15 protein-coding genes and 1 pseudogene are annotated in these 21,068 nt (G+C 59.9%); 5 read left to right on the forward strand and 11 right to left on the reverse strand.

Annotated elements, in window-relative coordinates; translation table 11 throughout:
* Positions 1 to 578 precede the first annotated feature (578 nt).
* The 6 genes from Q7L05_RS04885 to Q7L05_RS04910 form a co-directional block, all read right to left on the reverse strand.
* Complete coding sequence (locus Q7L05_RS04885; protein ID WP_303902800.1) at positions 579 to 1,553, reverse strand: PDC sensor domain-containing protein; 975 nt, start codon at positions 1,551 to 1,553, stop codon at positions 579 to 581.
* A gap of 12 nt (positions 1,554 to 1,565) precedes the next feature.
* Positions 1,566 to 2,945: a membrane-bound lytic murein transglycosylase MltF gene (gene mltF, locus Q7L05_RS04890; RefSeq protein WP_303902803.1), complete on the reverse strand. Its 1,380-nt coding sequence runs from the start codon at positions 2,943 to 2,945 to the stop codon at positions 1,566 to 1,568.
* A gap of 125 nt (positions 2,946 to 3,070) precedes the next feature.
* Positions 3,071 to 3,952: a UbiA family prenyltransferase gene (locus tag Q7L05_RS04895; protein WP_303902806.1), complete on the reverse strand. Its 882-nt coding sequence runs from the start codon at positions 3,950 to 3,952 to the stop codon at positions 3,071 to 3,073.
* Positions 3,952 to 4,515 carry a chorismate--pyruvate lyase family protein gene (locus tag Q7L05_RS04900; protein WP_303902809.1) on the reverse strand — a complete coding sequence of 188 codons (564 nt, stop codon included), beginning with the start codon at positions 4,513 to 4,515 and terminating at the stop codon, positions 3,952 to 3,954. The genes Q7L05_RS04895 and Q7L05_RS04900 overlap by 1 nt, the downstream gene beginning before the upstream one ends.
* A gap of 192 nt (positions 4,516 to 4,707) precedes the next feature.
* The gene (gene recG / locus Q7L05_RS04905) at positions 4,708 to 6,807 is read right to left on the reverse strand and encodes an ATP-dependent DNA helicase RecG (RefSeq protein WP_303902812.1); all 2,100 of its coding nucleotides are present in this window, start codon (positions 6,805 to 6,807) and stop codon (positions 4,708 to 4,710) included.
* A 5-nt stretch (positions 6,808 to 6,812) separates the two neighbouring features.
* The gene (locus Q7L05_RS04910) at positions 6,813 to 7,199 is read right to left on the reverse strand and encodes a RidA family protein (protein WP_303902815.1); all 387 of its coding nucleotides are present in this window, start codon (positions 7,197 to 7,199) and stop codon (positions 6,813 to 6,815) included.
* A gap of 728 nt (positions 7,200 to 7,927) precedes the next feature.
* Here Q7L05_RS04910 and Q7L05_RS04915 point away from each other — a divergent pair.
* A pseudogene (locus Q7L05_RS04915) lies at positions 7,928 to 11,533 on the forward strand (RHS repeat-associated core domain-containing protein); the annotation flags it as partial.
* A 460-nt stretch (positions 11,534 to 11,993) separates the two neighbouring features.
* Positions 11,994 to 12,422: a hypothetical protein gene (locus Q7L05_RS04920; RefSeq protein WP_303902821.1), complete on the forward strand. Its 429-nt coding sequence runs from the start codon at positions 11,994 to 11,996 to the stop codon at positions 12,420 to 12,422.
* Positions 12,423 to 13,035: 613 nt separating this feature from the next.
* Here the strand turns inward: Q7L05_RS04920 and spoT are convergent.
* The 5 genes from spoT to Q7L05_RS04945 all read right to left on the reverse strand — a co-directional run bounded on the left by spoT (position 13,036) and on the right by Q7L05_RS04945 (position 18,121).
* On the reverse strand, positions 13,036 to 15,183 hold the full coding sequence (gene spoT / locus Q7L05_RS04925) for a bifunctional GTP diphosphokinase/guanosine-3',5'-bis pyrophosphate 3'-pyrophosphohydrolase (RefSeq protein WP_303902825.1): 2,148 nt from the start codon (positions 15,181 to 15,183) through the stop codon (positions 13,036 to 13,038).
* A 13-nt stretch (positions 15,184 to 15,196) separates the two neighbouring features.
* Positions 15,197 to 15,463: a DNA-directed RNA polymerase subunit omega gene (gene rpoZ, locus Q7L05_RS04930; protein WP_303902828.1), complete on the reverse strand. Its 267-nt coding sequence runs from the start codon at positions 15,461 to 15,463 to the stop codon at positions 15,197 to 15,199.
* A 190-nt stretch (positions 15,464 to 15,653) separates the two neighbouring features.
* Positions 15,654 to 16,295: a guanylate kinase gene (gene gmk, locus Q7L05_RS04935; protein ID WP_303902831.1), complete on the reverse strand. Its 642-nt coding sequence runs from the start codon at positions 16,293 to 16,295 to the stop codon at positions 15,654 to 15,656.
* A 241-nt stretch (positions 16,296 to 16,536) separates the two neighbouring features.
* Entirely contained in the window at positions 16,537 to 17,070 is a 534-nt protein-coding gene (locus tag Q7L05_RS04940; RefSeq protein WP_303902834.1) for an REP-associated tyrosine transposase, read from the reverse strand.
* Positions 17,071 to 17,257: 187 nt separating this feature from the next.
* Entirely contained in the window at positions 17,258 to 18,121 is an 864-nt protein-coding gene (locus Q7L05_RS04945) for a YicC/YloC family endoribonuclease (protein WP_303902837.1), read from the reverse strand.
* Positions 18,122 to 18,228: 107 nt separating this feature from the next.
* Here Q7L05_RS04945 and Q7L05_RS04950 point away from each other — a divergent pair, with 107 nt between their 5' ends.
* The 3 genes from Q7L05_RS04950 to rph all read left to right on the forward strand — a co-directional run bounded on the left by Q7L05_RS04950 (position 18,229) and on the right by rph (position 21,030).
* Positions 18,229 to 19,185, forward strand: coding sequence for a serine/threonine protein kinase (locus tag Q7L05_RS04950; RefSeq protein WP_303902840.1), 957 nt, complete (start codon positions 18,229 to 18,231; stop codon positions 19,183 to 19,185).
* Positions 19,186 to 19,189: 4 nt separating this feature from the next.
* Positions 19,190 to 20,050: a PP2C family protein-serine/threonine phosphatase gene (locus tag Q7L05_RS04955; protein WP_303902843.1), complete on the forward strand. Its 861-nt coding sequence runs from the start codon at positions 19,190 to 19,192 to the stop codon at positions 20,048 to 20,050.
* 263 nt (positions 20,051 to 20,313) lie between these two features.
* Positions 20,314 to 21,030, forward strand: a complete 717-nt coding sequence (rph, locus tag Q7L05_RS04960) for a ribonuclease PH (RefSeq protein ID WP_303902846.1) — start codon at positions 20,314 to 20,316, stop codon at positions 21,028 to 21,030.
* Positions 21,031 to 21,068 lie beyond the last annotated feature (38 nt).

Consider the following 21,068-nt stretch of genomic DNA (forward strand, 5'->3'; position numbering starts at 1 on the left):
GACGAAGTAATCTGGTGTCCTAAGCCCGAGATTTTTAGTCGCTGCGGCTCGCAATAACGGCTAAAGGTTCGTCACTGATTCGGGTCTGCGCAGCAGGGGGTACGGGTCGCAATGACGGCTAAATGTTCGTCATTGATTCGGCCCAGCGCAGCTGGGGGCACGGCTCGCAATGACGGCTAAAGGTTCATCACTGATTCGGGGCTGCGCAGCGACGGGCAGTGCTCCTGATGAACTTGCCCTCGCTGTCATTACGAGGAGCCTAAGCGACGAAGTAATCTCCTGCTCCCAAAGCCCCAGATTGCCGCGTCGCTGGGGCTCCTCGCAATGACGGCTAACAGTTCGTCATTGATTCGGGGCCGCGCAGCGGGGGGTACGGCTCGCAATGACAGCCGTGTAGTGCGGATCAGGTGCGCCACCGATCCGGCCCTGCCACTCTCACACGCCGGCGGTCGTAATCTGGTCTTCCGCCAACACGGAGATGGCCCGCCACGGGGAACACGGGGCGCACGGGGAGAAAAAGATCGGACACCTGTTTTACCCCTGTGGCCCCCGTGGCTGCCGTTCAATGCGGTGTCCGGCTATCCGGGGCAACTCGCACCCGCGGCGAGCACTCCACCAAGCCAGAAATCGATCCCCTTGCTCAGAAACTCATCGAAACGCATGTAGTGGGTGCCGTCACAGGAGAAGTTCAGCGCGACCATGCCATTGCAGACGTTCAGCGATCCTGAACGGAGATAGACGGTCTCATCGGCAAAGCGCAGGGTGTGAAACATCTCGAAGATCGGCATCACGTCCTTGTTGGGCACGATGGCCCGCGAGGTATAGGGCCGGCGTGGATAGGCCAGGCAGATATCGGGATGGGTTATCTCCTCGAAGCTGAGAATGCGATAGGCGAAGGGGTCGTCCGCCAGCCAGATGGTTGCCCGGCTGCTGGAGAAGTGCAGTTTTCCATGAAACACACCGTGCTCGATCACCAGCTCTTTCATCAGCGGCAGCACCTCGTCCAGGTGCGTGTCCATCTTGCTCTCTACCCGCTGCTGTAAAAACATTCCTCCCCGGATCGCCGGGTCGCCCTTAATCTGCCGCCAGTCATCCGGCTCCTGGTAGACTGCTTCGGTGTCGGGCAGTTCGCGCAGGTCGTAGTCGGTACCGAGAAATCCGAGACGTTCGCCTTCGGGGTTGCGAATGACCTGAATGGCCGTGAGCGAAGGGCGTTTTTTGTTGCGGCTGATATAGGCGTCGGAGAGTTTGAAGTCTGTTGTGCCGACGATTCCCTGCATATAGGGCCGGTCGGAACGATCGCGTCCAAAATGGACCGGGTCGTGGCCTTCGCGGGTGATGTTGTCGGTGATCTGGGTCCCCCCGCTGTTCAGCACGTAGATGTGCTTGCACCAGGAGAGCTCGGGCAGGTTTTCTGCCAGCAGGAGCTCCAGCGCCTTGCGATCCCCGATGCGTTCGGCGCAGTGATGGGCCAACGCAAACATCGGCTTGCCAAGCAGGGCTGTGAGCTTTTCACGCTGGTGCTTAACGCTCTTTTCAAGAGAAGAACTCATGGGTTTCCCGGGTTAGTTGGGTTCGGCGGCCGTGACGCTCTTTTGCAGGAGTTGGCGTTCGAAGACGTTGCGATAGTCGCGAATGCGCTGCACGTAATCGACCGGCTCCCAGCCACGTGCATAACCGTAGGGGAGATCCCGATAGTGCTCCTTTTCGGCAAGCAGCGGCAGCACCTCTTTGAGATCGACCCAGCGATCAGGATTGCGCCCCAGGCGTTCGGCCAGGGTGCGCGCATCCCGCAGATGGGCGAAGCCGACATTGTACGCGGCCAGCGCGAACCAGAGGCGGTCCTCTCCCTGAACCGACTCCGGCAGCCGCTTCATCATTTGCGAAAGGTATTTGGCGCCACCCCGCACGCTTTGGGCGGGATCCAGCCGGCTTGCAACGCCGACCTCCTTGGCGGTGTTCAGGGTCAGCATCATCATGCCCCGCACTCCGGTCGGACTTTTGGCGCGGGGGTTCCAGTGCGACTCCTGATAGGCCTGAGCCGCCAGCAGAGTCCAGGGAAGCTGGTGGTGTTCCGCCGCCTCTCTGAACATGGTTTCGTAGCGCGGCAGGCGGCTCTCGATGCGTCGCATGAAGACACGCATGTCGACGTAATCGAATATCTCGGCGTAACCGTAATAGCGTTCATACAGGCGCGCCATCAGACCCGCCTCTTTCGCCTCCTGAAACCATTCATGCAGGTAGGCCTCGAAGGCATCCGCATTCTCGGGTAGCACCCAGGCCAGTTGTTGTTGTTCGGAGATCGGAAATGCCACCAGCAATTCGGGAAGGTATCTTCGGTTGATGGCGACGATATTGGAATCTGCCACCGTGCAGTCAATTTCCCGCTTCCAGACCTTATAGAGCAACTGTTCGGACCCCTGGCCCGCGTCCGCCTCCCAGGCCAGGTTCGGGTGCTCCTGCTGCAATGCCTTGAGTCGCTCCAGATAACTGGTTCCGGCCGCGACCCGCAACGCCTTTTCAGTCAATTCGATCGGTGATTTGGGTAATGGTTCCCCCCGCCGGCAGACGACTTCCTGCTGCACCGGGAAGTATTCAGGCCCGAAGCGGAATCGGCCGTTTCGGCTTTCAGTGCGTGTAATCCCGGCCGCAGCCAGGTGAGCTTCGCCATTCGCGACGGTGGCGAGCACCCCCTCGACAGAGTCGAGGACCTTGAATTCAACTTCGACCTCGAGCGACTCGGCCAGCGCCGAAACCAGGGAGTATTCGTAACCTTCGGGTCCCTCGCGGCCCTGGTAATACGTCGTAGGGGCGTTTCGGGTCACGACAATCAGTTTTCCATCCGATCGGATCGCCTCCAGAAGGTCCGGTGGCCGGTCGCAGCCGCTCAGTACTCCTATCCCTACCCACATTACCAGTAAGTGCTTGAATCCCGGGGTCGGCATACGGTGTCCCTCGACTAACCTCAAAGTATTCCACAAATTAACCGGGTGGGAGTCGGAGAACAAGCCAAGAGCTGCCGGGATGAGGAATAGCGGGTTTTCAATGAAGTGAAGCGTCGCCTCGGATCTCAACCCGATTTGGTGAGGAGACACACATAATGGGCAGCAATTCCGCCGAAGATTGCCAGACCAAGCCACAGATTACTTTGGTAGGCGCGCTCGGCATCGCCGTGTCGGGCCCTAACCAAAAGGATCAACTGATAGATGGCCACCATTGCTGCGGCCAGCCAGCCGAACTCGAAAAGGGGCCCCAGGCTGGCCCGTTGCCCAGCCAGGGCCGCCGCTGCCAACGCCCCGGCCTGAAGAAGCCCGACCACCAGCGGTGCACCGTCACCTACGAGATTCACCAGGGAGCGTGCGCCCAGCCGGTATTCCTGATCACGGCGCGGCAGGGCATACAGAAGCAGAAAGGCGCTACTCCACATCAGCACGAACACGAACAGTAGCCAGGCGATCGGCCCGGGAGTCTCACCGTTGGCCAGCCAGGCTATGGGCACGGCCAGGGCCGTCGCCAGCGCCAGCACAAGGGAGCTCAAAAAGGTGTGCTGTCGAGCATAGGGATAGGCGATCAATAACCCCCAGGCCAAGGGGGAAAACATCACTACATGCCGGCCCAGGTAGATGGCGCTTGCGAACGCAATGGCACACAACACCGTGAACAGGCGTACGGCCGTCTGCATGTCGAAGGTGCCGCGTGCGACCAATGATTCGGGTGAACCGTCAAAGAAACGGGCGTCGGCAAAATCGCAAAACACCCAGGCGCCGCAGCGCATCGCCAGTGCACCGAGAAGAAAGGCGAAAAGAGTATCGCCGGGCGGCACGCCCCCGGCGGCCATCCAGTTGGCGGAGAGTCCGGCGGCCACGAGGAAGCCGAGGTCCCAGGGTTCATGCAGGCGGGTGATCCGGATATAGCGCCCGATTCGGTCCCAGTTGATAGCCAGGGTTTCCATCAGCGACTCCAATCACCTTGCCAGGGCGGCAGCTCACCAATGAAGTACTCGCTGACCAGCAGTGGACGTCCCGAGAGCCGAAAGATGGAGCGCCGTCCCCATACCCAAGGTTCCTCGCTCTCCACTTCGAGAACGGCAGGAGTTACTCGGCTTACCTCCAGGCGGCCACGCTGCGCCCTCGGGTCGCGGAACAGGACTTCGCCCAACGGTCGATTGCCGAGAAACGCCAGTCGACCGCCCGAGCCGCCCAATGTGCGCTTGGGAATTATCGTACGCGCAAATACCCACGGGACGTCATCACAAAGCAGCAGCACCTCCCGCACCATCGCCCTGCGACGCAGGGGCAATTTCAGCGCTGCCGTTTCGCAGCTCATCGGAACGGCCCAGCCCTGACGCAAAACCCGGACCGCGAAGCGGCCGTCGCAGGCCTGCTTGAGCCTCCGGGTCAGAGAGGAGTCGTCGAGCAGCCACCCGGCGAGCTGCGGCGGCAGCGTATTCCGCCGCAACCGGTTCGCCGCCTGCCAAACAGGCTCTTTTCCCGCCTTGCCGCGATGTCTTTTCATGGAAATAACCCGAATCTCAAAAATTACCAAACAGAACGGAGGAGGAAGAAGTGTCCTCACGGCAGAGTCGTGGACAAGCGCCGTACCGTAGGGCGACTTAGTGACAGCGTATTTCGCCGAACGATTGGTTCCGTGTCGGGCAATGGGCGGAATACACTGTCCCTATTCCACTCTACATTCCGCCACTCAGCTTCAAACCTCGCCGTAGCGTTCGCCCTGGCCCAGCCAGCGGTGGATAATGGCATCAACGGCTTCGGCATCCTGTTCCAGTAGCCGGTCGGCGGCACGGGCCACCGCCGGCAGCAGCGGCTGATCCCGCTGCAGGTCGGCAATACGCAGGTTGAGCATGCCGGTCTGCCGGGTCCCCAGCACCTCACCCGGTCCCCGCAGCTCCAGGTCGCGGCGGGCGATCTCGAAGCCGTCGGCGGTCTCGCGCATAGCGGCCAGCCGTTGCCGCGCCGTCTGTGAGAGCGGTCCATGATACATGAGGACACAGCTGCTTTTTTTGCGCCCGCGCCCAACCCGGCCACGTAGCTGGTGCAGCTGCGCAAGACCAAAGCGCTCCGCATTTTCGATGATCATGAGACTGGCATTGGGAACATCCACTCCCACTTCGATGACCGTGGTGGCCACCAGCAGGTCGATGGCCCCCGTTTTGAACTCGGCCATGACCGACTCCTTGTCCTTTGGCTTCATGCGTCCGTGCACCAATCCGACCTTCAGATCCGGCAGCGCCGCGGCCAACTCTTCGGCGCTCTCCTCTGCTGCCTGGCACTGCAGGGCATCCGACTCCTCCACCAGCGTACAGACCCAGTAGGCCTGGGCGCCGCTGCGGCAGGCGGCATGGACCCGCTCTACCACTTCGTCGCGGCGGGAATCCGCCACCACCACGGTCTCCACCGGCGTACGGCCGGGGGGCAACTCGTCGATTACCGAGACGTCCAGGTCGGCGTAGGCGGTCATCGCCAGGGTTCGGGGGATGGGCGTGGCCGTCATGATCAGCTGATGGGGATAGCGCTCCCCGCTCTTGCCCTTTTCGCGCAGGGCGAGACGCTGATGTACACCAAAGCGGTGCTGTTCGTCGATGACCACCAGTCCCAGCTCGTCGAAATCCACCGACTCTTGAAAAAGTGCATGGGTGCCGACCGCGACCGCGGCGGCTCCGCCGGCAAGGCGCTCCAGGGCTTCCCGCCGCGCCTTGGCCCTAAGTCTTCCGGAGAGCCACACCACCTCGAGGCCCAACGGTTCCAGCCAGCCTTTGAAACTTCGAAAGTGTTGTTCGGACAGGATCTCCGTAGGCGCCATAATCGCTGCCTGGAAGCCGGCTTCGACCGCCTTCAGTACCGCCAGGGCGGCCACCACCGTCTTGCCCGAACCCACATCGCCCTGCACCAGGCGCTGCATGGGGTGCGGCTGGTCGAGATCGACTGCGATTTCGCCGCTGACACGCCGCTGGGCTCCGGTCAACGCGAAAGGCAAAGCGCTCTCGAACCGTTCACGCAGGCGGCCATCGCCGCCCAACGGCGGGGCACTGCTGTCGACTACTCGCGCCCGCAGACGGCGCAGACTCAGCCGATGCGCCAGCAGTTCTTCAAAGGCCAGTCGTTGCTGAGCCGGGTGCCGCCCCTCGCTCAGCACGCTCAGGGCCGCATCCGGTGGCGGGCGGTGTAGATAGGATAGCGCCTCGTTCAGCGGCGGCAGGCCGAACTCCTTCCGCACCACCTCGGGCAGCAGGTCCGGCGGCCCGCCGGCCGCCATTCGCCCCAGTGCCTGGTCGGTGAGCTGGCGCAAACTGATCTGGTGCAGCCCCTCGGTGGTGGGATAGATCGGGGTGAGATGCTCATCCACCGCTGCCGGTTCTTCACCCTCGATGCGACGGAATTCCGGATGGACCATCTCCAGAGTGGCGCTACCGGTACGCACCTGCCCGTAGCAGCGGATCCGTACTCTGCGCTCCAGCATTTCCCGCTGGGCGGCGTTGAAGTGAAAGAAACGCAGGCTCAGGCTGCCGGTGCCGTCGCTGATGCGGGAGAGCAGCATGCGGCGGCGGGTGAACTTCACCTCCGTGAGCTGCACCCGGCCCTCCACCACCGCTTCATCGCCGGGACGCAGGGTGCCTATCGGCGTGACCCGCGTGCGGTCCTGATAACGGTTGGGAAGATGGAACAGGAGATCCGACACCCGGGTGATGCCGAGCCGCTCGAGCCGCTCGGCAATGCGCGGCCCGACACCCCGCAAGGCGTTGACCGGAAGATCGGTCGGGTCGGCAGGGGCCTTACCTTGCGTCGCCACGCTGCTTAGCCGTTGAGCTCCATAACGGCATCCATCTCCACCCGGGCGCCCTTGGGCAGCGCAGCGACCCCGATGGCGGCGCGAGCCGGATAGGGCTGCTGGAAATAGCCGGCCATCACCTCGTTGACCAGCGGAAAGTGCGACAGGTCGGTCAGGAAGATGTTCAGCTTGGCCACATCGGCCAGGGAGCCGCCTGCGGCCTCGGCCACTGCCGACAGGTTATCGAAAACCCGCCGGATCTGCGCCTCGGCATCGTCCCCCACCAGCTCCATGGTTTCGGGAACCAGCGGGATCTGCCCGGAAAGGTAAACAGTGCTCCCCACCTTGACGGCCTGGGAATAGGTACCGATGGCCGCAGGGGCCTTGTCGGTCTGGATGATCTCACGTGCCATAAAAGGCTCCTCGGTTTTCCTGCTTGCGCGAAGCATAAAGAAACGGGCGACTTAAGACCACTGTCCTGCCGGGACTAGTGCCGGCAGCCATTTCCACAAGAAAAGTTTGTCGGGGTATTCCTACAAGAGTTTCAGCAATGTCCTACAGCCTTTTCCTAACGTTTAATACAGCATAAAGCTGTTAACACGTGCCAGCATCTGGCTCCAGTGCCGGAATAAAGAAACGAAAAAAGAGGTAGATAGTGGTGGCAGCTCAAAAGATTGTCCGCATTTTGTGGTCTGTCGTCGCGATTATGCTGATTGTCGCGCCGATGTTTGCGAGCGCAGAAACCATCAGGCTCTATTGGACGACTTCGCCGAAATATGGCGAACACGAGACGTTGTCCGCAGCGTGCTCCGAGTGGGCAGTGAACAACGGAAAGGTTCCTATCCCGAATAATGCAGGCGCGGTGGCAGGACATTGTGCTTACGAAGAGCCGGGTGACAAACGTAACGCATGGATCGGCTCACCATTTGAGTCACGCATTTGCGAATATACTGTTGTAAATGGGATTGCGCAGTGCTGCGCTTCGAGCGGTACGGTCACCGGCCCCGTAGAAGAGCTGCATGACGGCTGCTATAACGGCTGTCAAATCAATAACCTCCAACCCACCATAGAAAATGAGTGGGTTAGTACCCTGAAAGGGGAATACACAGGTGAGGCGTGTGCAGACTCTTCTGACGATGGCGTGGAGACAGGCAAAATGCTCGCCTGCGGCACAGGCGGTGATGGCTACAGCACCAAATCTGTCAACCCCATCGACTTCGCTATCGGCAATAAATTTTTCAGCGATACCGATTATCGGGGCACCGGCAGTTTCCCCATCGTCTTCACCCGCACCTACAACAGCCTCAACCTAGGCTGGCGTCTTGACTATACCCAGCGCATTGAAAGTCTGGAGCCCGGCAAGGTCGCGGTGCGGCGTCCCGGTGGCCAGAGCTACGAATTTACTTTGAGCAGTGGTTCCTGGACGCCCGACCCCGACGTGGTCGAGCGACTCGAGTGGCAGGCCGAAGCCAACGGCGGCGCAGGCAGCTGGCGCTACTCCCTGGCCGACAATACCCGCGAGTTTTTCGACGCCAACGGCCGGCTAATCGCCATACGCAACCCGGCAGGCCAGGAACAGACCATCAGCTACGGCGCCGACGGCAAGGAGATGACCATCAGTGGCCCGGACGGTGATTTACTGATAGTCGCTCTCAACGACAGCGGCCTGCTACCGCAACACATCATCGACAAGACCGGTCGCACCACGTCCTATGAGTTCGAAGGGCTCTATCTGCGTCGGGTCGATTATCCGCATGGAACGAACAAACAATACCTCTACGAGGTCCCCGAGCGGCCCTGGCTGATCACCGGTATCATCGACGAAAACGGTAACCGCAGCCACACCGTGGCCTATGACACGCAGGGCCGGGCCGTCATGAGCGAACTGGCCGGCGGCGCCGAGCGCGTCGAGGTGAGCTATAACGAAGACGGCACCACTACACTGACCAACGCCCTGGGCAAGCGCACCACCTTCCACTTCGAAACCCTCCATGGGGTACGAAAAATCGTTCACGTCGAAGGCGAGCCGACTGCCACCTGCCAGGGCACGGCGATGGACTACCGTTTCGATGACAATGGCTTCCTCATTGAGAAAACCGACGCCGAAGGCGTGACCACCCGCTTCAGCCGCGATGTGTACGGCCTGGAACTCGCCCGCACCGAAGCGGCAGGCCTGTCCGAGGAGCGCACTATTGCCACCGAGTGGGACACATCACTGCGCAAACCGCTGGTGGTCACCGAAGGGAACACGGAAACCCGCTACACCTACGATGGTGAAGGCCGCACGCTTTCGCGCACCGTGACCGACCTGACAAGCGGCGCCTCCCGCACCAGCGGCTACACCTACAACAGTCAGGGCTTGCTGGAGAGCGTCGACGGCCCGCGCGAGGATGCGGCTGACATCACCACGTACAGCTATGATGCCAGTGGCCGCTTGAGTCGGGTGACCAATGCGTTGGGTCACGTCACTGAAACCGTGAGCCGCGATAATTATGGCCGTCCCACGCTGACCCGTGACGCCAATGGCCTGCAAACCCTTCTCACCTATGATGAAAACGGCCGCCTCATCACCAGCCAGGTGGGTAGCGAGACCACTACCATGGCCTATGATGCCGTCGGCAACCTCACCGGCGTCACCGCTCCGGGCGGAGTCGCGCTGCACTACCGCTACGATGCAGCCAACCGCCTCATCGGCCTCAGCGACACTGTCGGTAACCATATTGACTACACTCTCGATGCCATGGGCAACCGCACCAGCGAAAAGGTGTACGATGCCGATGGCCGATTGGCCCGCAGCCAGCAGAAGGTCTATGACGAACTGAGCCGGCTGCTGCGCAGCATTGGTGCCGACGGTCAGACTGCCCACTACGGCTACGACCGTAACGACAACCTGATCGATACCTTCGACCCGCTCGGGCGCCTGCACGCGAACAGCTTTGACGCCCTGAACCGCCTAATCGAGCAGACGGACCCGCTCGGTGGCGTCACCCGCTACGGCTACGATGCGCAGGACCGCCTCACTACCGTCACCGACCCCAACGGGAACGCTACCACCTACCTTTACGACGGCCTCGGCGACCTTATCGAGCAGCACAGCCCCGACACCGGTACCACGATTTACACTCATGATGCCGCTGGCAATGTGTTGAGCAAGACCGACGCCAAGGGTCAGATCACCAACTACACGTACGACGCGCTGAACCGGCCGACCCGTGTGACCCATGCCGCCGGGACCGTTGACATTTATACCTACGATACCGCCCCCAACGGCATCGGCCGGCTGGCAAGTCTCACCGATTCCAGCGGCCGCACGGCCTTTGAGTACGACCGACACGGGCGCACCACCGCCCGCCACCAGAGCATCCAGGTTGAGGGGGCGGAGCACACCCTCACCACCCGCTACCAGTACAACAGTAGCGGTCAGCTTGTCGGGCTGACTTACCCCTCTGGTCTCGAGGTGGACTACGGCTACGCCAATGGCCAAATCGTCGAGGTCACGGTGAACGGCGAAACCCTGCTCTCCCAAGCAGATTACGAGCCCTTCGGCCCTGTCTCCGGCTGGACCTGGAGCAACGGTCAGCACGCTGTGCGCGGCTATGACCTCGATGGGCGGCTCATCCGCCAGAGCTTGGGGCCGGACCAGCGCGAGCTCAGCTACGATGTGGTCGGCAACATCACTGCAATCAACGGCACAGTCACCGACAGCGTCTTCGCCTACGACGACCTCGACCGGCTCGCCAGTGCCAACGACCCCGACTACAACCTGAGCTGGGAGTACGATGCCAACGGCAATCGCATCTATCAAACCGACAGTCTCACCGGGAACAGCACCGATTACAGTATCGACACGGCCAGTAATCGCCTGCAGGCCGTGGGTGGCACGCCGTACCAGCACGATGCCAACGGCAACCTCCTTCAGGATGGCAGCCACAACTACCAGTACAATGCCCGGGACCGGCTGGTGAGCGTCGACCAGGGAGCCACCGGTGAATACCTGTACAACGCTTTGGGCCAGCGGGTATACAAGTGGGCCATGCTCGAAAGCGGCGCGAATCCGGACCTGAACGGCGACGGGCAAATCACCGAGGCAGACCTGCATGGGCTTCAGGACCTTATCCGCGAGGGCTCCAACCCGGTACACGCCGACCTCAACGGCGACGGTCAAGTGGATGGGCGGGACACCGCCTGCATCGCCACCCTCATCGGCACGGACAAAGGCAAGGGCAAAGGTAAGGATAGGGACAAGTCCGACAACAGGCCCAACGGCCCCGAACAGACACAAGGCCGCCACACCTGCCTGCCTCCCGCCCTCCCACAGGAGCGACTATTTGCGTATGACGACTGGCGCCTGTTGGGCGAATACACCCCCGACGGTACACCCGTGCAGGAGACTGTCTGGTTTGGCGACCTTCCGGTTGCCACCCTGCAGAACGGTGAAATCCACTACATCCATGCCGACCACCTGGGCACGCCGCGGGTGATTACCCAACCCGATACCGGGACCGGGGTGTGGCGGTGGGATTCCGATCCCTTCGGTACTGCCCCAGCTAATGAGGACCCGGATGGGGATGGCCGGAAGCTGGCGTACAATCTGCGGTTTCCGGGGCAGTATTTTGATGAGGAGACCGGGCTACATTACAACTACTTCCGGGACTACGATTCGAGCACCGGGAGATACATCGAGTCTGATCCGATAGGGCTTGAGGGTGGGCTGAATACCTACGTTTATGCGATGTCCAATCCGATTGTCTATATGGATATTTACAGTCTGAAATGGGTGTTTATCGGATGGACAACAGAAAAAAACGAAGGCCTTTCTTGGCTATGGAGCAACTGGGCAAATATTTACGCCTTATGTGAAAAGAATGAGTGCTCTGGTAAAGAGAGACAGGAAGTGCTGGCGTATTCATGGCAAACCCGTCCAATATGTATTGGTGAGCCGGCGTGCTTTGATGGCGGCCCAGGTACTGCTGATGGTGCCGTAAACGCTGCATTGGATCTTGTCGAATCCGGTGGTCATGCGCATAAATGTGGTTCGATGACAGGGTACCAGTGCTTTATTTCTACAGCTACCAACCAGGATGGCCAGAAGTTCTGTGACAGACTCCCAGACTAAAGTGAAAGTGAGAGGTCGACTCGTAACAACTGCGTTCCTTAGTAGTGTGGTCAGTGCGTTTGTATCAGCTAACGTGTATTGGCTGCTTACGGTGACTTACGCGAAGCCCGTCAAGGAGTTTGGTGAAAAAGGAGTTTTGTCTGGGTTTGAGGCAGCAATTTTTTTGATATCAAAATATGGTTTTGATGCTTACCTCTACGGGTTATCGGGATATTATATGATTGCAGCGGCAAGCTGCTTTGTTTTGTGCCTGTTTGGGTGGAAGGATGGCCCTAAGATACTTGGCGTAAAAGCGGCTCTGCTGAGCATTTTTAGTGCGGCCATATTTTATTTCTTCGATTTCAAGATCTATGTTAATAGTAGCCTTAATGGGCAGAGGGGTTTCGTTAGTGGCTATAATGCAATTCATGAAGTAGGCGGTGTTTGGCTACTCGTGAACATGTTTTCGCTTTCGCTTCTGTTCTTTGCGACTCTTTTGGTAAATGCATTTTTTTGCCGTCTGTTTGTGCGTATCAAATAAAGAAGAGAGCGCCAATCACATCAACAACGCTTTGCCGGCCTCGTGGCCGAGCGGCCACCATGCAGAACGGCGAAATTCACTATATCCATGTCGACCACCTGGGCACACCGCGGGTGATTACCGTACGTAATAGCTACGGCTCCCGGAGCGTTAGAATGGTTGAGGGGCTTTCTAAAGCGCAAATAAAGGTAGGCGATTTAACAGGGTCAGCAGCGGCTTGGCAATGCTGCACGTTCTAGCCGGTGGGATTCCCGCCCGGGTCACCGCTAGCTACGGGACCGGTTTCGAGCCTTGCAGTCAGTCCGGTAACGGGTGGTTGATACGTAGGTGCAAAAGCAGGCGAGGCTTGGTAGGTATTCATCCGCTTAAAGAACCAGCCTGATTAGCTTCGGAGTTGCCTAACATGTGCCCGGTTCTCATTGGTCTAAGGTCAGGGTTCGAAGACTGATCCGAAGACCGACGAAAACGGAGGATCTGGGGAGGTACGAATCGTATCCAACGAGAAGAAACCCTGCGACGGCGCAAGAGCGATAACCTGAGCGGTGTCTCGTTCATCTGGTAGGCACTGTCGGTCTGCTTTGTTCGCCAACCAACCCGAATTTGTAAGGAGGATCTATCCCCGCACCCGGGTGATCTTCAGGACTTCCGGGACGGTTCGAAGTCGGCGGATGATTCGTGCCAGGTGGCGGCGGCCGGATACCGACAGGGTCAGGAAAATGGCGGCGTGGACACCGTCACGCTCTTCGAGGCTGACGTTGTCGATATTGGCTCCGGTCTCAGCGACATTCGCGGCCAGGGTGGCGAGTACGCCGCGCTGGTTGGCCACTTCGATCCGGATATCCACCGGGAAGTCGCCCTCTACGCCGTTTTCCCACTCCACGTCGAGCCAGCGTTCGGGCCTCTTGCGGTATTCGGAAAGGTTTTTGCAAGTTTGGGTATGGACCACGACACCGCGGCCGGCAGTGAGAAAACCGAGGATGTGGTCACCGGGAATGGGGCGGCAGCATTTGGCGAAAGAGACCACCGTTCCTTCCGTTCCCTTGATGACCAGGGATGGTCTCTGATCCGCGGATTCGTCCGGTTCCTGACGCGGGACCAGCTGGTCGCGCATGAGGGTTCCGGTCACCAGCGGTGCCATACGGTTACCCAGCCCGATCTCCGCCAGTAGATCCTCAAGGGTCTCCAGCTTGTATTCCGTGAGCAGTGCCCTCAGGCGTTCGCTCGATACATCGTCCAAATGCCGTTCATGCGCGGCCATGGCTTTTTCCAGCATGCGCCGACCCAGGGCTACCGACTCGTCCCGCTTGAGGTTCTTGAGGTAGTGGCGAATGGTGGCCCGCGCCTTGCCGGTGACGACAAAGTTCAGCCAGGTAGGATTGGGGCGGGCTCCCGGGGCGGTGATCACCTCTACCGACTGGCCGCTCTGGAGTTTGGTGTGCAGTGGTACCAGGCGCCGCTCCACCTTGGCGGCGACACAGCGCTTGCCCACGTCGGTATGCACGGCGTAGGCAAAATCCACCGCGGTGGCCCCTCGGGGAAGCTCCATGATCTCCCCTTTGGGCGTGAAGACGTAGACCTCGTCGGGAAACAGGTCGACCTTGACGTTTTCGAGGAACTCCATTGAGTCGCCCGCACTCTTCTGCATCTCCAACAGGTTGGAGAGCCACTGGCGGGCTCGGGCCTGGGCGATGGAATGGCTCTCTTCGCCGCTTTTGTAGAGCCAGTGGGCGGCAATGCCGGCACGCGCCACCTTGTCCATATCCTCGGTGCGGATCTGTACCTCGAGCGGAAATCCGTAGGGGGAGAGAAGCGTGGTGTGCAGCGACTGGTAACCGTTGGCTTTGGGAATGGCAATGTAGTCCTTGAACTTGCCCGGCATCGGTTTATAGAGATTGTGCACCGCACCGAGCACGCGATAGCAGGTATCCACACTATCCACGACGATGCGCAGTGCGAACACATCCATGACATCCGTAAAGGAGACGTTCTTGTTGCGCATCTTTTTATAGATGCTGTACAGGTGCTTTTCACGCCCGTCGATCTCGCCCGACAGGTTCTCCTGACGCAGCCGTTCCTGGATGGCGCTCTGTACACGAAGCACCACCTCCTTGCGATGCCCGCAGGCCTTGCGGACCGCCTCGGCGAGCACCTGGTAGCGCATCGGGTGGTAGGCGGCAAAACCGAGATCCTGAAGTTCCAACCGCACCGAATTGATGCCCAGGCGGCTGGCGATGGGGGCATAGGTCTCGAGGGTTTCGCGGGCGATACGGCGGCGCTTGTCGGGGCGCATGACACCCAGGGTGCGCATGTTGTGAAGCCGATCGGCGAGCTTGATGAGGATGACGCGGATATCCCGCACCATAGCCAGCATCATTTTGCGGAAGTTCTCGGCCTGGGCCTCGGCCTTCGATTCGAACTCGATGTGGGTAAGCTTGCTGACGCCGTCGACCAGCTCGGCGACCTCTTCACCGAATTCGGTGACCAACTGCTCTTTGGCAGTGGTCGTGTCCTCGATGACGTCGTGGAGAATGGCGGCAACGATGCTGCAGGCGTCCATGCGCATCTCGGCGAGGATGCGCGCCACGGCAAGCGGGTGATAGATATAGGGTTCGCCGGAGAGGCGGTGCTGACCTTCATGGGCCTCGGCACCAAACAGATAGGCCCGGTAAACCTCGGCGACCTGGGCGGGCTCAAGATAGGACTCAAGCAGATCGCACAGATCACTGATGAGGAAAACCGGGCCTTCCTCCAGCACCGTCATGATCGGCGCCGGGTCAGGTGGTCTCTTCGCGGGCCTCATCCTCGCTGACAGTCGGCGCGGCGGCGGACAGATCTTCGGCGGCCGTTGTGTTCAGCAGTTCGCGGCCCACCTTGCCTTCTGCGATCTCGCGCAGGGCCACGACGGTCGGTTTATCGTTTTCCCAGTCCAGCAATGCCTCTTTCCCGTTGGCCAGCTGACGGGCACGCCGCGTGGCAAGCAGCACCAACTGAAAACGATTGTCGACGTTATCGAGGCAGTCTTCGACGGTTACTCGAGCCATCCGGCATTCTCCTGCTTTAGGGCGTTTGGCTATTAAGGAGTCGGATCATAACCCGGATGCATAGGAAATGACACATCGGGTGATGAAGTATCCCCTTCAAAACCCCGACCGCATAGGGTTTGTAGAGTTTGGGCTACAGCCCGAATTCGTGTCGGCCTGAAGGCCGATCTACGTTGGCGAAACCGGTGCTTTAGTGCCCCGGTTCCTTCAATAATAGCTGCAGGTTCTCGCCATGGCGGGCCTCCTGCACGGGTCGATGCAGCCGCTGGCTGGTGACAATGCAGCGCAGTTCATCCAGTGCCGTATCGAAGTCGTCGTTCACCACCAGATAATCGAATTCGGCGTAATGGCTCATTTCGCTGACCGCATCGCGCATGCGACGGTCGATAATCGCCTGATCATCCTGCCCGCGCCCCTTGAGGCGCTGCTCCAGCGCCTCCATCGAGGGCGGAAGGATGAAGATCCCCACTGCCTCGGGTAGTCGTTGGCGGACCTGCTGCGCCCCTTGCCAGTCGATCTCCAGAATCACGTCCCGACCCGCCGCCAGGCGTTCCACCACGGTCGACTCGGCCGTCCCGTAAAAGTTGTCGAAAACCTGCGCATGCTCCAGGAACGCGCCCTGTTCCGCCATCTTCAGGAAGGCATCGGCCTCCACGAAATGATAGTCGACCCCGTTCTCCTCGCCCGTCCGCATGGGGCGCGTGGTGTGGGAGACGGAGACCTCCAGCCCAGCGGTGGATGCCACCAGCGCTTTGACCAGACTGGTTTTTCCCGCCCCGGAAGGGGCGGAGATGATGAACAGCGTACCGTGGGCGGCAGCATTTGCCGTCATAAATGAACTCCTTGGTGTGTGCATTTACCCGCGCGTTACCGGATGTTAGATGGTTTTCGCGTTACTTTCTCGGCGTACACCCTTGATGGGGTTCGCAGGCTCACCCCATCCTACATTTTGCAGGCGGCAATCGGTGACCAAACCGAATGCCGTATCGCTGTCCTGTTATTTAGTGTTCGTGGGCTCTACCGAATCCTGCATTTTGCCGCAGATTGTAGATGGGGTGAGCTTGCGAACCCCATCATTGCCGTTCGCCGAAGTCTCCCTTGACATCCGTGTCCGTACCCCAGTCCGGAGGGTATGATCCTTGCCGTACGTGCTGGTGAAACGTTGAAAACGGCCAGTCGGCGACACGCTTTACCCAGTCGTGTTTCAGCGGGTTGATATGGACGTAATCGACGCAGCGCCTGAAGTCTTCCTCGTCACGTATCGTGTGTTCCCAGTAGCGGCGCTGCCAAATCCCACGCTCCTCTTTGCCTGCACGGCTCACGGACACCGTCTCCCGTTTTGGAATCGAGCGTGAGAATGTCGCTTTTATCAGTGACCAGCGTGTCGCAAAATCGGCGTCGCCCGTCGGCAGTGTCCAAACGGCATGCATGTGCTCGGGCAGAACCACCCAGGCATCAATGCGGAAGGGGTGATTGTGCCGAGCGTACCGAACTGCGGCTCGGAACCGGTCGATTTCGTCGATCAGCAATCGGGATGTGCGGTCATACAGGTTGACAGTAAAAAAGTACGTACCGCCCATGACCCGGTTGCGGCGGTAATTGGTCATGATGACCTCCTTGTCCTGATGGGATTCGCGGGCTCACCCTATCCTACATTGCTTTTCTTGACGTACACCGTCGATGGGGTTCGCGGGGCTCACCCCATCCTACATTTGGTGCCGTTGTTTCGTTCTGCCCCTGTTCGCGTATCTGCCCGGCAACCGTAGGATGGGGTGAGCCTGCGAACCCCATCATCTATTCGATGTTCTGCACCTGTTCGCGCATCTGTTCGATGTAGACCTTCAGGTCCACCGAGGCGCGGGTTACCTTGGTATCGCTGGATTTCGAAGCCAGCGTATTGGCTTCCCGGTTCAGCTCCTGCATCAGGAAGTCCAGTCGCCTGCCGACCGGTTTTTTCTCCTTCAGGACACGGCGTACCTCGTCGATATGCGCATCCAGCCGATCCAGTTCTTCATCCACGTCGAGCTTGTTGGCGAAATAGACCACCTCCTGTTCCAGTCGCCCCTCGTCCAGCTCCGCACGAGCCTCCGCCAGCCGCTGTTCCAGACGCTCGCGAAGCCGTTGCCGGAGTTCCGGAAGGCGCGTGCGGACCTCTTTCACCACCTCCCCGATGGCGTCGCAACGCTGTACAATCAACGACTCGAGTCGCTCACCTTCCCGTTCGCGCGTGGCCACCAGTTCTCCCAGGGCCTCTTCGAGCAGCACCATGAATCGTTCCTGAAGCTGATCGGGATCGGGGCGCGGTGATTCGAGAACCCCGGGCCAGTGCAGGATATCCATGGAGCTGACCGGCGAAGCATTATAGATTAGCGCATCCACTTCGCGGCTGAATTGGGCCAGCTGTTTGGCCAGCGCCTGATTGAGCTGGAGTTCGGCACCTCCGGCGGGTGGGGTGTAGCGCAGCGATACGTCCACTTTGCCGCGCCCGAGGTGTTTACCCATCTGTTCGCGGATGGCCGGCTCTCGGGCGCGGAACTCCTCCGGAAGCCGTAACGCAATCTCCAGGTAGCGATGGTTCACCGAACGTAACTCCAGTGCCAGGGCGCCCCAATCACCCTGAATTTCTTGCCGTGCGAATGCGGTCATGCTGCGCAACATATGAGCTCCCTGACGTGTATGCTATATAAACGCGATTGAGCATCTTAAACCGAAACCAAGGTCGTCACGAACTTGCCTGTCGAGTTGGTCGGCCCACGTAATCTCCAATGTCCGAAACTACCGAAAACGTCAACCTGCCGGTCGGCACCCGTGTCGATAACTATGTCATCAGCAAGGTCATTGGTGGTGGCGGGTTCAGCATCGTCTACCTGGGCCATGTCGTGGACAGTGGGGCCCAGGTGGTCATCAAGGAATACATGCCGCGCAAGCTCGCCAAACGGGCCAGCGACGGTAAGACGGTGCGCACCGAAGACGAGGCGGCAATGGAGAAGTTCACCCACGGCCGTCGGCTGTTTTTCCAGGAGGCGAGCATTCTCGCCACCCTGAAGCACCCGACTATCGTCAACGTGATCAACTTCTTCCGGGCCAACGATACGGTCTATATGGTCACGGAGTTCCACAAGGGCATCGATCTGCAGGCCTATATCAGGCGGCATAAGGGAAATCTTAGCGAGGAGCTTATCCGCAAGGTCTTCACGCGCCTGCTCGATGGCCTCAAGGCCATTCACGGGCATGATCTGTTACATCTCGATATCAAACCGGGCAATATCTATCTGCGGGCACATGGTGAACCGCTGTTGCTGGACTTCGGCGCCGTCCACCAGCAGCAGCAGAGCCGTAAATACCAGCCGGGACAGGTGGTCACACTCGGTTACTCCCCAATCGAGCAGTCCATGGCGGGGGGCTATGTGGGTCCCTGGTCGGATATCTATGCCCTGGGCGCCACAATGCGGACCTGCATCGAAGGGGTAGCCCCCCCGCCTGCCGAAAAGCGGCGCCTGAACGACACGATGCGACCGGCCGTGGAGACCTTTAAAAAACACTATTCGAGTGGTCTCCTGGCCGTCATCGACTGGGCAACGGAGGTGGATCCCCTGCACCGGCCGCAGAGCGTCGATGAACTGTTCGAGGCCATGAACGACCCCGGAAAAAGGGACGACAAGCGACAGAACAGCTCGGTGCTGGAGCGTATCGCGAACAGTCTGCCTTGGGGAAAGGGGTGACCCCATGCGCTACGAAACCGGTTGTGTCAACCGTCTGGGAAACCGCGCTTCCAACCAGGACCGGCTGACGGCCATCGAAAGCGATGATGGCGTTCTTCTGGTTCTTGCCGACGGGATGGGCGGCCTGGAGCAGGGGGAAATTGCTGCCCAGGCAGTTGTCGACGTTGCCAGCGAGCTCTACCTGAACTCACCCCGGCCCGTGCCGGATACCGGTCGCCTATTGTGCGATATCATCCATCGTTCCCACGATAAACTGATTGAGGACCTTTCCGCTGATCAGGAGCATTCCAGCTTTGGAACCACCGCCGTTCTCTGTCTGATTCAGCACGGAGAGGCGCACTGGGCCCATGTCGGAGATAGCCGCTTATACCTCTTTCGCGGTGGCCGCACCATCTATCGCACCCGTGACCATTCCTATGTGGAAAGTCTCTATCAACAGGGGCTGATCGATGATGAGGAGCGCTCCAGGCATCCACGCCGAAACCAGATTACCCAGTGTATCGGCTGCACTCGTTATCGCCCCGAGGTGGCATTGGCAACACCCATAGCCTTGCAGGAAAAGGATGTCCTCCTGCTCTGCTCGGATGGCCTTTGGGATCCGGTCAGGGAGAGTGAACTGGCCGATCTCCTCGGTTGTGCATCGACCCTGGAGGAATCGATGGAATTGATGGCGGATCGGGCGGAAAACAGTGCCTATCCCAACGCCGACAATATCAGTGTGGTCGCCCTGCGTTTTCTGAAGTGCTTGGGGCGCCGCCGTCCGGTCGAACTGGTGCGTGAACGCCCCGCACCGGAAAAGTTGGAGAGTGCGATCGATCAAATTCAGCAGATCATCCACGAGTACGAAAAAGAGATGGATCGGTAGGAGCGGCAGCTGCCGCCCCGAAACCTCAAGCAGTACCGCCCAGTCCCGTCGCTCCTGCGGCAGGGCAACCGCATACTTTGAAGCGAGCGGTGTAAGTCCTTGATAGCAGGTCGTCGGCAACAGCGTACCTGCTATCCAGGACTTGGTTCTCGCCGGCATCAAAAATGGGAGTATGCACCCTGGCTCCTGCGGCGTCTTGTTCGCACCGGGCTGTTGCTCCGTTTACAATACCCCGTCAAACCACCCATCCAGGAGTACTGACCATGCGTCCGAGCGGACGAGCCCCCGACGAACTGCGCAACATTCGCTTCACCCGCAATTACACCAAGCACGCCGAGGGTTCCGTATTGGTCGAGTTCGGCGATACCAAAGTGATCTGCACGGCCAGTGTGGATGAGCGTATTCCACGTTTTCTCAAGGGCAAGGGCTGTGGCTGGGTGACCGCCGAATACGGAATGCTGCCCCGTTCCACCGGCTCGCGCATGGGGCGTGAGGCGGCTCAGGGTCGCCAGGGTGGGCGCACCATGGAGATCCAGCGCCTGATTGGGCGCTCCCTGCGAGCGGTGATGGACCGCGAGGCTCTCGGCGAGCGCACCGTCACCATCGATTGCGACGTGATCCAGGCCGACGGTGGCACCCGTACCGCCTCCATTACCGGTGGCTTTGTGGCCCTCGCCGATGCCATGCAGCACCTTCTCAAGAAGCGGGTTATCAAAAAGAACCCGCTGCACGGCAAGATTGCCTCTGTCTCGGTGGGTATCTACGAGGGCACGCCGGTTCTGGACCTGGACTATGCGGAAGACTCCACCGCCGAGACGGACATGAACGTGGTGATGAACGACGGCAGGGCCTTTATTGAAGTCCAGGGTACCGCTGAAGGGCACGCCTTCCGGCGTGATGAGTTCGACGCCATGATCGATCTGGCCGAAGGCGGCATCGCCGATCTCATCCGCAAGCAGACCGAGGCGCTCGAAGGTTGAAGTAAAGTTAACCACGGGATGCACGGGGAGCACGGAGG

It is taken from the genome of Thiohalomonas denitrificans, assembly GCF_016841685.1.
Taxonomy (GTDB): Bacteria; Pseudomonadota; Gammaproteobacteria; order Thiohalomonadales; family Thiohalomonadaceae; genus Thiohalomonas; species Thiohalomonas denitrificans_A.

Bases quoted from the DNA above. Each gene is read 5' to 3' on its own strand.
- Q7L05_RS04885 (WP_303902800.1), bottom strand. From the start codon at position 1,553: ATGAGTTCTTCTCTTGAAAAGAGCGTTAAGCACCAGCGTGAAAAGCTC.
- mltF (WP_303902803.1), bottom strand. From the start codon at position 2,945: ATGCCGACCCCGGGATTCAAGCACTTACTGGTAATGTGGGTAGGGATA.
- Q7L05_RS04895 (WP_303902806.1), bottom strand. From the start codon at position 3,952: ATGGAAACCCTGGCTATCAACTGGGACCGAATCGGGCGCTATATCCGG.
- Q7L05_RS04900 (WP_303902809.1), bottom strand. From the start codon at position 4,515: ATGAAAAGACATCGCGGCAAGGCGGGAAAAGAGCCTGTTTGGCAGGCG.
- Q7L05_RS04910 (WP_303902815.1), bottom strand. From the start codon at position 7,199: ATGGCACGTGAGATCATCCAGACCGACAAGGCCCCTGCGGCCATCGGT.
- spoT (WP_303902825.1), bottom strand. From the start codon at position 15,183: ATGACGGTGCTGGAGGAAGGCCCGGTTTTCCTCATCAGTGATCTGTGC.
- rpoZ (WP_303902828.1), bottom strand. From the start codon at position 15,463: ATGGCTCGAGTAACCGTCGAAGACTGCCTCGATAACGTCGACAATCGT.
- gmk (WP_303902831.1), bottom strand. From the start codon at position 16,295: ATGACGGCAAATGCTGCCGCCCACGGTACGCTGTTCATCATCTCCGCC.
- Q7L05_RS04940 (WP_303902834.1), bottom strand. From the start codon at position 17,070: ATGACCAATTACCGCCGCAACCGGGTCATGGGCGGTACGTACTTTTTT.
- Q7L05_RS04945 (WP_303902837.1), bottom strand. From the start codon at position 18,121: ATGTTGCGCAGCATGACCGCATTCGCACGGCAAGAAATTCAGGGTGAT.
- Q7L05_RS04950 (WP_303902840.1), top strand. From the start codon at position 18,229: ATGTCCGAAACTACCGAAAACGTCAACCTGCCGGTCGGCACCCGTGTC.
- Q7L05_RS04955 (WP_303902843.1), top strand. From the start codon at position 19,190: ATGCGCTACGAAACCGGTTGTGTCAACCGTCTGGGAAACCGCGCTTCC.
- rph (WP_303902846.1), top strand. From the start codon at position 20,314: ATGCGTCCGAGCGGACGAGCCCCCGACGAACTGCGCAACATTCGCTTC.